Origin of the sequence: Pyramidobacter sp. CG50-2 (genome assembly GCF_003612005.1) — a bacterium.
GTDB lineage: Bacteria > Synergistota > Synergistia > Synergistales > Dethiosulfovibrionaceae > Pyramidobacter.
Map to the genome: position 1 here is coordinate 1 of NZ_RAWT01000066.1, position 11864 is coordinate 11864.

The following is an 11864-nucleotide window of genomic DNA, read 5'->3' on the forward strand; positions in this document are numbered from 1 at the left end:
AAGACAGTCTCTGCATGTTTTCTGATCTCTCTGGAGATCGTACTCGGCGACTTCAGAACTGTTGAGGCAATACTTCTAAGAGATTCTCGCCGGTTGAGGGCGCTTTCAATGGCTTTTCTTTCAGCCAGAGTCAAATGTTTGTTCATGATGATGAACTCCTTTCCGAGATCTGTTGTCTCGTAAGAAAGTTCTTTCATCAATTCAGACTAAATGCAAGCTTCTTTTAATTCAGATTTAATGCAACGGGGTACCAGATGTTGCGTTGCATTTACCTTGAAGAATTTCACCTTTTCTTTGGAGAAAAATCGCGATGAAGTCTTTGTTGACGAATTCGTCGCCAACGGATAAAATAACATAGTTATTCCGCATGGCAGAGGTTGTAAACTCATTCGAGTACCTGCGCCAGCGAGAGGAGGAAAAAAATATGTATGCGATCATCGAAACAGGCGGCAAACAGTACAGAGTGGCCCCCGGCGAGAAGATCCTGGTCGAGAAACTGGGCCTTGAAGCCGGCGCGACCGTGACCTTCGACAAGGTCCTCCTGGTCGGCAAGGACGACGGCGTCTCCGTCGGCGCTCCCTTCGTGTCCGGCGCGACCGTGACGGGCACGGTGGAAGAAGAGGGCAAGGCCAAGAAGGTCATCGTCTTCAAGTACAAGAACAAGACCAACCAGCGCCGCTTCCGCGGCCATCGCCAGCCGTTCACGGCGGTGACGATCGACAGCGTCAACGCTGAGTGACGGTCATCGGAGTTTATCGCCGCGGCGGCGTCCCCATCGGCTTGCGCGTTTACGGCCACAGCGGCTGCGCGGAGTCGGGCGCCGACGTGGTGTGCGCCGCCGTCAGCGTCCTTGTGCAGACGCTGCATATCGGGCTGGCGGACGTCCTCGGGCAGAAACCGGAACGCGAGATCGACGAAGAAAACGCCTCGATCGAGCTGCGTTGGGACGATGCGGACGTCGAAAGCGTGCGCGTCCTCTCGGAAACGATCGTCCGCGCGCTCTATGAAACGGCGCAGTCGTACGGAAGCTACGTCAAATATGTGGAGGTGTCTTTGTAATGCTCTTTGAAAGAATGGACCTGCAGTTTTTCGCTCATAAAAAAGGCCAGGGGAACAGCACCAACGGCCGCGATTCCAACCCCCAGTACCGGGGCGTGAAAAAATCGGGAGGATGCGTCGTCAAGGCCGGCAACATCCTGGTCAGACAGTGCGGCACCAAGTTCCATCCCGGCACAAACGTCGGACTTGGCAAAGACTACACGCTTTTTGCCCTCAAGGACGGCGTCGTCAAGTTTACTACAAAGGGTGCTCGAAACGTCGTCGGAGTCGAGTAAATCCCTTTGCCGCTCTGCGGCACTTCGATTTCTCGTGGACCCTTGTATCGGCAGGGGTCCATTTTTTATAATCGACCCCGTTGCTTTTATTGAATAAAAGAGGTGTTCACCCTGAAATTTGTCGATCTCGTGCGGATCCATGTCAAAGCCGGTCACGGCGGCGACGGCTGCGTCAGCTTCCGCCGCGAAAAGTTTGTCCCCAAAGGCGGCCCCGACGGCGGCAACGGCGGCGACGGCGGCAGCGTCGTCGTCGAGGCCGCGCAGAATCTGCTGACCCTCGCCGATTACCAGTACACTCGCCGCTTCGCCGCCGAACGCGGCGTGTCCGGTAGCGGCGCCCTGTGTTACGGCGCCAACGGCAAGGATTTGACGATCTACGTCCCCTGCGGCACGGTCGTTTACGACGCCGCCACCGACGCGCCGCTGGCCGACCTCGTCGAACCGGGGGACCGCTGCGTCGTCGCCAGGGGAGGCCGCGGCGGCAAGGGCAACGCCCATTTCGCCAGTTCGCAGCGGCGCGCCCCGCGCTTTTCGGAAAAAGGCGAAGCGGGCGAGGAGCGGGACGTCACATTCGAGCTGAAGATGATCGCCGACGTGGCCCTGGTCGGCCTTCCCAACGCCGGCAAGAGCAGCCTGCTCAAAGCCATCTCCAACGCCAACCCAAAGATCGCCGGCTATCCTTTTACGACCCTGACGCCCAATCTCGGCGTCCTCGCCGTCGACGACCAGAAGATCATCCTCGCCGACGTGCCCGGCCTGATCGAAGGCGCGCACGAGAACAAGGGACTGGGACTGTACTTCCTGCGCCATATCGAACGGACGCGGGTGAATATCCACGTCCTCGACCTTTCGGACGGGGACTTCGATACCATCGTGAAACAATGGAACGTCGTGCTCGACGAGTTCCGGCACTACGGCGCCGGACTGGCCGAGCGCCCCTGCCTCATCGCTCTCAACAAGGCCGACCTGCTTCCCGATCGGGACGTGATCCGGCAGCTGCGGGAGTTTTTCTCGGCCAAAGGGCTCCAGGTGATCGTCACCAGCGCACTTCGCGGCGACGGCATCGAAGAGCTCATCGGCGAGATCGTCAGAGTCGTCCGCGCCAATCCGCGCCCCAAGGGCTCGTACCGTCTCTACGACGTCCCCATCGACGTCGATTCGTTTTCCGCCGGCAAGCCCCGCATCGTCAAGGAGGACGAGGGCGTTTACCGCGTCGTCCATCCCCGCATCGAAAAAGCCGTGGCCCGCTACGATTTCAGCCAGGAAGAAGCGCCGCTGCGCCTGCAGCGCCTGCTGCGGCAGTTCAAGGTGGAAGACCTGCTCGAAGAAGCCGGCGCGGCGGCCGGCGACACGATCAACATCGGCGAGACGTCCTTCACCTTCGAACCGGAAAGGGCCTTGTGACGATGGCGGCAGAGGAGGCGTCGGTGCCGCGTATCGGCATCATGGGGGGGACCTTCGACCCCATCCATTTCGGCCACCTGCTCGCGGCGCAGGAAGCGCTCGTCAGGCTTTCCCTGCAGCAGGTCATTTTCGTCCCCACCGGGAATTCCTATCAAAAAAGCTACCGTTCGGTCACTCCGGCCGAAGAGCGCTATATGATGACGTTCCTGGCCACGCTCGACAATCCCAAATTCTCCGTCTCGCGCCTCGAGATCGACCGCGAGGATCCCAGCCATACCGTGGACACGCTGCGCGAGATGCGCTACTGGTACGCGGATCAGGCGGTCGAGTTCTTCTTCATCACCGGCATCGACGCGCTGATGAGCATGGACACCTGGACGGAATACGAAAAGATCCCCGAGCTCTGCACGATCGTGGCCGCCAACCGTCCCGGCTACGACTACGAACATTACACTCTCGACAACCTCCCGGAAAAAGTGCGGTCGCGCGTCCTGCGCCTCGAGATCCCGCTGCTGTCCATTTCCAGCACGGAGATCCGCCACCGCGTCGCCGCCGGAGAAAACCTCAGGTATCTGCTGCCGCATCCGGTCGAGCAGTACATTTACAAGCGCGGCCTGTACAAAGACGAAGAGCCTGGAAGGGATGTGGTCCTGAAAAAATGAGACGCGGAAGCATAATCCTCACCGTCCTCATCGCGCTTGCCGCCTTCGCGGTCGGCGCCACTTACCGCTTGTATTCCCTCGTCACGGCGGACGTGGGGGAGATCAAAAAGACCATCAGCTTCGACGAACGGCACGGCACGGTGAACGTCCTGGTCCTCGGCGTCGACGAGGTCGAGGCCGTCCACCGCTCCGACACGGTCATTTTGGCCAGAGTCGATATCGACCGCAAAACGGCCTCGATCATGTCGATCCCGAGGGATACCAGAGTTTCCATCAAGGGACACAAACGGCCGCAAAAGCTCAATCATGCCTACGCTTTCGGCGGGATCGAGCTGCTGCGCGACACGGTGATCAACCTGACGGGAGTGCCCGTCAACTATTATCTGGTCCTGAACTACGCTTCCTTCCCCAAGATCGTCGACGCGATCGGCGGCGTGGACATCGACGTGCCGCGGCGGATGCAGTACACCGACCGCGCCCAGAACCTCCATATCGATTTCGCGCCGGGCAAACGCCACATGAACGGCGTCGACGGCCTCAAATACGTGCGCTTCCGGCACGACAGCCTGGGAGACATCGGCCGCATGAAGCGCCAGCAGGAATTCGCCAAAGCCTTTCTCGACAAGGTGAAATCGCCGGCGATCCTGCCGCGGATCCCCGAGCTGATCGAGCTCGTCCTTGCGGAAATCAAGACCGACATCCCCGTCAAGGCGGCGCTGCAGCTTGCCGGACAGCTGAAAGACATGAAGCTGGGCAACGTGCGTTTCTTTACGATGCCGGGCTCGACCGCCTACATCGACGGTCTGAGCTACTTTGTGGCGGACCTGCAGCGGGCGTCGCAGGAAATGGATCCCAATTCCGTTCTGAGCGCCGATAAAAACGCCAAGGACCGTGCGGATCCGAAAGACGCGGGCGAACCGCCGGCGCCCGAGACGGATCCCCTCGGCGGCTCCATCGAGCCGCCCGGAGACTTGAGCGAGATCGCTTCCCGCTTCAAAGAGCCGATCGCCATCCTGAACGGCACGGGAAAAGCGGGATTGGGGAAACAGTTCACGACGCTGTTCGAAAAGGCCGGCATCGAAGTCGCTTTTACCGGCAACGCCAAACACGCGGATTTCCGCTACTGCCTGGTCCAATATCCGGAAAAAGGCGATCCCGGCCTGGCCAGAGAGCTTGCCGGACTGTGCGGCATCTCCGAAGGGCTCGTCCGCAAGGCGAACATCGCCTATCCCGCGGCGCTGATCCTCGGCAAGAACAACAGCAAAGACGTAATGGCGCGGATCGAAGCTCTGCTGGCGAAGCGGCAGTGAGTCAAAGCAGTGAGTCAAAGGAGTATTTCATGAACGAAAACACCCACAAGATCCAGGAGGAGCTCGTCAGCGCGCTCCTCGACAAAAGAGCGCTGGACGTGCTCTCCATGGACGTCGGCGCGGTCACGCCGCTGGCCGACGGTTTCATCGTCGCCTCGGGCAATTCGGACGTTCACATGAGCGCCCTCGTCAACGCCGTCACCGATTGCCTCGACAGACTGCGCGCGGATTACCGCGTCGAAGGTGCGATGAGCTCCCAATGGACGCTGATCGACGCCGGCGACCTCGTGATCCACATTTTCAGCGTCAAAGCCCGCGAGTTCTACAAGGTGGAGCGCCTGTGGGGCGACGTCCCGGTCCAGCGTTACGAGAGCCGCGACTAGAAAACGAAAAAACTGCCGCGAGATCTTCTGGCTCGGCGGCAGTTTTTCAATGGGAATTTTTGGGGATTTTTCGGCTGTTTGTACCGTAAGGAGGAATGAGACATGCCCGCTGCCATTCGCGTCGCCGTCACGGGCAGCCGCGGCAAAAGCGGCGTCGTCCGCCTGATTCACGCGGCGCTGCGCGGCTGCGGCCGGCGCGCTTACGGCCGCATCACCGGCGTCGTGCCGCGCGAACTGGGCCCCGATTCGGAGCGTCCGATCCTGCGCCCCGGCGGCGCCAACATCTCCGAGATGAAATGGTGGCTGCGCTCGCTTCCCGCCGACGCCGACGCCGTCGTTTTGGAAAACAGCGCCGTCTCGCCGGAACTGCAGGGCCTGTGCGCGCTGTGGCTGGATCCCCCCGTCACCGTGCTCACCAACATCCGCCCCGACCACGAAGCCTTTTGGGGGCCGGGCGAACTCGACGTGCTGCGGGCGCTGTCGCGCGCCCTGCCGCGCGGCGGAGTTGTCGCGGTCCCGGCGGAGCTGGCGGAAAATCCCGCCATGCGGCTTCTTGCGGAAGAAAAAGATCTCGCCGTCCTGCCGGCGCGAAAAATCCCCGGCCTGCCGCCGCACCTCAGCGCCAACACGGGGCTGGCGCTGGCAGCGTGCCGCTTCTTCGGCCTCGACGAAGGACTCTGTCTCGAGTCCATGAAGCGCCTGCCGCCCGATCTCGCGGATTTCCGCGTGCTCGGCGTCGGCGGGGGAGAACTGGCTTTCGCGTTTTCGGCCAACGACGTCGTCACGACCGAAGAGCTGTTCCGCTCCACGGGCTGGCGCCGGGAAGAGACGGGCGTCCTCTTCAACCACCGTTCCGACCGCGTCGACCGTTTCCGCTGCTTCGAAGGCTGGATGCGCGGACATCCCTGGCGCGAAGTGCTGATCATCGGCGACCGGCCGCCGCGCGCGCGGCTGTGCTGCGATTTCTGGCGCGGCGGCGACGTGGACGCGCTGGCCCGCCGCCTCGACGGCGCGCGCTGGCTGGGCTGCGGCAACACCGTCTACGGTCTGCCGCTGATCCTCAAACTGACCTGCGAAGAAGGAGGGCTTCGGCTGTGAACGATCTCGGCATCCTCACCATCGGCATCGGCATCGCCGTCTCCATGATCTGCGACTGGCGCACCGGATACGGCAGCGGCGGGCTCGTTTCCGCGGGGACGATCGCGCTGACGCTGTACAGCCCGCTCCGCGTCGGCGTCAGCTTGCTCGCCGCGCTGCTGATCTGGCCGCTGCTCAATTTCGCCGTCGGGCGCTGGGGCCTGCACGGCCGCGCCCGCGTCGGCTGGGCCATGCTGATGGCTCTGGCGTTCCGCCTGGCCGCGGGGAACTTCGTGCAGCCGCTGCCGTGGCTGGGCTGGGTCATCCCCGGCCTGATCGCCGCCGACATGCAGCGCCAGGGCGTCGTGGAGACGCTTTCGGCGCTGACGGCCGTCTCCGTACTGACGGCCTTCGCCTCGCAATGGCTGTTCCATCTGGGGGGCGCGCTGTCATGAAGCTGGCCGGACTTGAAGAATACAAAAAGCGCCAGCGCGCCGCCGTGCGGCGGAACCGGCTGCTTCTGCTGGGGCTGGCCGCCGTTTCGGCCGCGCTCTGGTTCTGGGCCGGCGGCGGCCTGTCGGCCCGGGAGCGCGCGCTGATGGACTCCGTGCGCGAGGCGCAGGGTTTTCTCTACGATCTGCGCGTGCGCGGCGGCAGCGAATTCGAAAGAAACGACGACCCTTACCGCACAGGGTTCATCGGTCTGGAATGGAGCCCTCTCAGCACGACGCTCGGCGCGCTCGAAGCGAAACGCACGGCCTGCGACCCGCGCTGGTCGGTGGTGGTGCGCCGCTGGATGGAATCGCTGGGCGTGCAGCCCGGCGACTGCGTGGCCGTCTATTCGTCGTCGTCGTTCCCGGGCATGGCCTTCAACGTTTTGAAGGCGCTGGAGTCGCTCGGCGCGCAGCCGCTGCTCGTGGTCTCGCTGGGTTCGTCGACCTGGGGCGCCAACGATCCGCGCTTTCCCTGGCCGACGCTCGAAAAGGAACTGCGCGCGGCCGGTTTCCTGCGCACGCAGGCGTACGCCTACACGCCCGGCGGCGGCCGCGACGTCGGCGGCGGGCTCCCGCCGGAGGCGATGGAACTTTTGCGGGCCGCGGCCGCCGAAAACCGCGTGCCGCTGGTCGTCAAGGATTCCCTCGAAGAAGTGATCCAGTGGAAAATGGATCTGCTCGCGCGGCATCACGCGAAGGCGCTCGTCAGCATCGGCGGTTCGGAGAGCAACCTCGGCCCCGGCAACGACATTCTGCGCCTGCGCCCCGGGCTGCACCGCTCCGGCCGCGCCGGCCGCGGCGTGATCGGCCGGGCTTTGCAGGCCGGTTATCCGGTCGTGCACCTGTTGAACGTCAAGGGCCTCGCCGCCGCCAACGGCGTGCCGTTCGACGCGCCGCCCGGCGCGATCTTTCACGGCGCGCGCAGCCTCTGGGCGGCGCTGGCCTGCCTCGCGGCGTTCGTCGCCGTCATGGCGGTTTACAAAAGATGGAGCTTCTAAAAGGAAACGGCGAGGCCGGGAAAACTTTTCCCGGCCTCGCCGTTTTTTTTATGCCGCGCCGCCGCGGGGCTTCACCGAAACCTCGCCGGACTGCAGGTATTCGTCGGCGCCGTTTTCGTAGCGCACGTGCAGCCGGAACTCGTCGTCGATGTCCAGCGCGCGCGCCGGACGGCGCTCCGCCCCGCTGACGACGTAAACGTCCTTGCCCGTCAGGAACGAACGCTCCCTATAGCCTTTCAGGAACGCTTTTTCGTCCAAATTTTCGTAGAAACGCCAGAAGCGTTCGACGATCTCGGCCACGATCCGGTTGCGCTTCCCGGGATCGTAATCCGCCTCGCCGAAGACGCTGGTCACGATCGGCTCCAGCTCGTCGGGAAAGCCGCCCGCCGGAGCGCGCATGTTGACGCCGATGCCGAGCACCGCGTAGGAAAGACGTTTCGTCTCCATGTCGAACGCCGCCTCGGTGAGGATGCCGCACGCCTTTTTGCCGCGCAGGTAAACGTCGTTGACCCATTTGATCTGCGCCTCCCGCCCCGCGACGCTCTCGACGGCCTCCGCCACGGCGACCGCGGCCGCCGTGGTGATGTACAGCGACTCCGCGGGGCCGCACGCAGGCCGCAGCAGCAGGCTCATGTAGACGCCGCTGCCGGCGGGGGAGTAAAAGCGGCGGCCCATGCGCCCCCTGCCGGCCGTCTGTTCCGCGGCGACGAGAATCTTCCCCTCCGGCGCGCCGCTTTCGGCCATCGCCTTGAGCACCGTGTTGGTGCTGGTCACGGTCTTGCGGACTTCGACGTCCCAGCAGGGCGCCCGGCGCGAAAAATGCTTTTCGACCGCCTGCGGCGACAGCAGGTCGGGCGTGTCCGTCAGACAGTAGCCGCGCCGCGTCACGGCGTCGATGGAACAGCCTTCGTTTTGCAGCGACTTCACCGCCTGCCAGACCGCGTTGCGGCTCAGCGAAAGCCGGCGGGCCAGCTCTTCGCCCGAAACGTATCGCCCCTGCGAACGCATGAGGATCCCCAGCACTTCGTCTTTCGTCGTCATGATTCTCTCCTGTCGCGGCGCGCCGCGCCGATAGGTATGCCGTCTCCCGGCTCGAGCGCCTTCAGTATAAACCAAAGACGGAGCAAAAGCCAGCGATGTTCTTTACTCGCCGTCCCGCGGTGAAGAAACTGCCGGCCGCCGAAAAAGAGGAAAGCAAAATGATTCCGATGAGGATACATTGAAGAAGGTGCCTGACGTTTTCATTTTAAAAGCGTCCGACATCTTCTTTTTTACGTTCTGAAAAATCACCGTAAACATATGTCATGATGTCGAGTCACGCAAGTCTGCGGGATCATAATCAGAAACTGGAGCAAAACGATCAAAGTAAACAATAAGACATCTTTACGCGGGGGGAGGGGGGGGGGATATAATCCTACTCGTTGTTTAATTACAATTTGAATATATAAGAGTTATCAGTTTACACTCAACAAAACAGGAACGATGGATCCCATTCTTCAAAGAAATTTGAAACGATCCCAAGAAAGCGCACCAAGAGCGTCCTGAAAAAGCAGCAAAAAAATTCGCAACGGGGGGGATCCATGCAAACGAAATCTTGCGGAAGAAATGGCCGGAGGACAAGATTCTTCGGCTTATTTTTATGATGGACAAAAGGAGAGTGCATTTATGAACAAGATTTACAAGGTCATCTGGAACAGGGTCCGAGGCTGCTATATGGTCGTTTCGGAACTGGTCAAACGCAACCACAAGAACAGCGGCGGCTGCAGCAGCGTGTCCCTGACGGGAGTGCTGTGCGCGGCGGCCGTCGCCGGCGCGGTCCTGGCGTCGCCGCTGCCGGCGGGAGCGGTAGACAACGGCCCCGGGACCGGCCCGGGAACTACCATCGGCACCGGAAGCGTGACAAACAAAGTGAACGATGTCACCGTGGGAAGAGAGTCGACTGCAAAAACGACAGGGAGTGATATCGATTCAGGTGCCGTCGCGATAGGCGTCCATTCCAAAGCGCTCGGGAAAAACTCGACGGCCTTGGGGTATAAGGCGCAGGCATCCATTATCTATTCCGGAGCGGGGACGCAGGAAGCGATAGGTTCCACAGCGATAGGCGCGTTCTCCGTTGGAGGGGCCGATTACGCGACCGCCTTGGGCCAGGGAGCGAACGTGCAGTGGGGCGGAAATTACAGCGTGGCTTTGGGGCAGGCTTCCGTCGTCAACCGCAAGACCGCCGACATCCAGTCCGGGTATCTGTCAGGCGGAAAAACCGATTATATATGGAAAGCTAACCGCGGCGTGGTCTCCATCGGTCACATAACCAACAGCGAAAAATATACCCGCCAGATCATGGGCCTGGCCGCCGGCACCGAAGACACCGACGCGGTCAACGTGGCGCAGCTGAAGGCGGCGCACACCCATTATTACAGCGTGAATTCTTCCGAACAAGGAAACGGCAGCAACTATGCCAACGATGGCGCCACAGGAACGAATTCTCTGGCGGCGGGCGTCAATGTCAAGGCGTCAGGCACGGGCGACGTGGCCATCGGCTACGGGGCAAAAACCGAAGGCAATCAGCAGAAAGCCATCGCCATCGGCGCCGAAGCGAAAGCGACGGGCAACAGCCAGTACGCTATGGCGATCGGCGCGGAGGCTCAAACCAGCGTGCAAAAAGCGGCCGCGCTGGGGTATCAGGCTTCGGTAACGGTGCAGGGCGGCGTGGCCCTGGGCGCGGGAAGCGCGGCGAATCGCAGCCAGAGTTCCAGCGCCGCGACCAATCCCTACATCCCTTCCACCGCGGGCGCCGCGCAGCAGAACGCCGTCAACGCCACCAAGGCCACGGACGGTGCGGTCAGCATCGGCAGTTCCTCCGTCCGCCGGCAGATCATCAACGTGGCGGCCGGTTCCGCGGATACGGACGCCGTCAACGTGGCGCAGTTAAAGGCGGCCATCACGGCGGCCAGCCCCGCGATCCATGATTACAGCGTCAATTCTGTGAACGCGGTGTCCGATACCAACTACAACAACGGCGGCGCGACCGGCGCCGACGCTCTGGCGGCGGGCGTGAGCGCCGCGGCGCAGGGAAAGAGCGCCGCAGCCGTCGGCAAAGAAGCCAAGGCGATCGGCGACAATTCGCTCGCTCTGGGATTGACCGCCCAGGCAAAGACCGCTTTCGATACGGCCATCGGCGGCGGCGCCATTGCCAACGGCGGCCCGGCCAGCATCGGCGACGAGGGCGGTTCCGCGCTGGCCATCGGCACCAAGGCCAAGGCGGAAGGCACGAACGCGATCAGCATCGGCAACAGCGCCCAGGCCACGCAAAAATCCGCCATTGCCGTGGGAGGCAGCGCGACCGGCGATTCTTCCACGACGCTCGGCTATGTGACGACCGCTTCCGGATCCAGCGCTACTGCGGTGGGCTATTATGCGCAGGCGACCGCGAATCAAAGCACGGCCCTCGGCACGATAGCCAAGGCCGAAACGGTCGGGGCCGTGGCCATCGGTAATGGAGCCAGAGCCGCAGCTTCCGAAGGCGACGTCGCGTTGGGCGCCGGTTCGGAAACGGCGGCGGCCGTGGGAACGGCTTCCTATACGATCAACGGCCAGACGAAAGGCTTTGCAGGAACAGGCCCAGCCTCTACCGTCAGCGTGGGCAAGGCCGGCACAGAGCGCACGATCACCAACGTGGCGGCCGGACGCATCAGCGGCAACTCTACGGACGCCGTCAACGGCAGCCAGCTGTTCGGCGTCATCGAAGAAGTGAACAAAGGAATCAAATACGGCGGGGACACGGGCGCGGTCTTTACCCGCAGACTGGGCGAACAGACCAACGTCAAGGGCGGGAAAACGGCCGGCCTGACCGAAAATAACATCGGCGTGGTTTCCGACGGCACGGACACCCTTACCGTCAAACTGTCCAAAGATGTGAACCTGGGCAGCACGGGCAGCCTGCAGGCCGGCGGCACTACGATCAACAGCACCGGCATCGCCACCAACCAGATCGTGGCGGGCGGTACGACGATCAACAGCACCACGTTCGACGCGGGCAACAAGCAGATCACCAACGTAGCCAGCGGCGGCAGCGTTACAAACAACGCGGCCACGATCGGCGACGTGAACACAATCGTGGGCAATAAGGCCAAGTGGACGATCCAGGACGCGGAAGCCGTGCCGGGCAGCAAGCAGATCGACGCCGCCACGCCGCTGGTCGTCGA

Annotated in this window: 13 protein-coding genes; 11 read left to right on the forward strand and 2 right to left on the reverse strand. The window is 62.5% G+C overall.

All coding sequences use genetic code 11. The features are described from left to right. Positions 1 to 197, reverse strand: a 197-nt coding sequence (locus tag D7D26_RS10950) for a helix-turn-helix domain-containing protein (RefSeq protein ID WP_147413073.1), incomplete at its 3' end; no start/stop codon positions are given. Positions 198 to 424: 227 nt separating this feature from the next. Here D7D26_RS10950 and rplU point away from each other — a divergent pair. The 10 genes from rplU (at position 425) to pgsW (ending at position 7662) form a co-directional block, all read left to right on the forward strand. Then, entirely contained in the window at positions 425 to 739 is a 315-nt protein-coding gene (gene rplU, locus D7D26_RS10955) for a 50S ribosomal protein L21 (RefSeq protein WP_078017101.1), read from the forward strand. Then, complete coding sequence (locus D7D26_RS10960) at positions 736 to 1059, forward strand: ribosomal-processing cysteine protease Prp (RefSeq protein WP_120373063.1); 324 nt, start codon at positions 736 to 738, stop codon at positions 1057 to 1059. Before rplU ends, D7D26_RS10960 begins: the two co-directional genes overlap by 4 nt. After that, positions 1059 to 1334 carry a 50S ribosomal protein L27 gene (gene rpmA, locus D7D26_RS10965; RefSeq protein WP_120373064.1) on the forward strand — a complete coding sequence of 92 codons (276 nt, stop codon included), beginning with the start codon at positions 1059 to 1061 and terminating at the stop codon, positions 1332 to 1334. The genes D7D26_RS10960 and rpmA overlap by 1 nt, the downstream gene beginning before the upstream one ends. A gap of 102 nt (positions 1335 to 1436) precedes the next feature. Next, positions 1437 to 2738, forward strand: a complete 1302-nt coding sequence (gene obgE, locus D7D26_RS10970; protein ID WP_120373065.1) for a GTPase ObgE — start codon at positions 1437 to 1439, stop codon at positions 2736 to 2738. Positions 2739 to 2740: 2 nt separating this feature from the next. Continuing rightward, complete coding sequence (gene nadD / locus D7D26_RS10975; protein WP_120373066.1) at positions 2741 to 3400, forward strand: nicotinate-nucleotide adenylyltransferase; 660 nt, start codon at positions 2741 to 2743, stop codon at positions 3398 to 3400. Further along, positions 3397 to 4710 carry an LCP family protein gene (locus D7D26_RS10980; protein WP_120373067.1) on the forward strand — a complete coding sequence of 438 codons (1314 nt, stop codon included), beginning with the start codon at positions 3397 to 3399 and terminating at the stop codon, positions 4708 to 4710. Before nadD ends, D7D26_RS10980 begins: the two co-directional genes overlap by 4 nt. A 29-nt stretch (positions 4711 to 4739) precedes the next feature. Beyond that, the gene (rsfS, locus tag D7D26_RS10985) at positions 4740 to 5093 is read left to right on the forward strand and encodes a ribosome silencing factor (RefSeq protein ID WP_120373068.1); all 354 of its coding nucleotides are present in this window, start codon (positions 4740 to 4742) and stop codon (positions 5091 to 5093) included. 102 nt (positions 5094 to 5195) lie between these two features. Beyond that, entirely contained in the window at positions 5196 to 6191 is a 996-nt protein-coding gene (locus D7D26_RS10990) for a Mur ligase family protein (RefSeq protein WP_120373069.1), read from the forward strand. Further along, positions 6188 to 6625, forward strand: a complete 438-nt coding sequence (locus D7D26_RS10995) for a poly-gamma-glutamate biosynthesis protein PgsC/CapC (RefSeq protein ID WP_120373070.1) — start codon at positions 6188 to 6190, stop codon at positions 6623 to 6625. Before D7D26_RS10990 ends, D7D26_RS10995 begins: the two co-directional genes overlap by 4 nt. After that, entirely contained in the window at positions 6622 to 7662 is a 1041-nt protein-coding gene (pgsW, locus tag D7D26_RS11000; protein WP_158606348.1) for a poly-gamma-glutamate system protein, read from the forward strand. Before D7D26_RS10995 ends, pgsW begins: the two co-directional genes overlap by 4 nt. A 48-nt stretch (positions 7663 to 7710) precedes the next feature. Here pgsW and D7D26_RS11005 read toward each other — a convergent pair whose 3' ends face one another. Next, entirely contained in the window at positions 7711 to 8703 is a 993-nt protein-coding gene (locus D7D26_RS11005) for a biotin--[acetyl-CoA-carboxylase] ligase (RefSeq protein WP_120373072.1), read from the reverse strand. Between the two features lie 624 nt (positions 8704 to 9327). Between D7D26_RS11005 and D7D26_RS11010 the strand changes: the two genes are divergently transcribed. Further along, on the forward strand, positions 9328 to 11864 hold a 2537-nt coding region (locus D7D26_RS11010; RefSeq protein WP_255415989.1), incomplete at its 3' end, for an ESPR-type extended signal peptide-containing protein.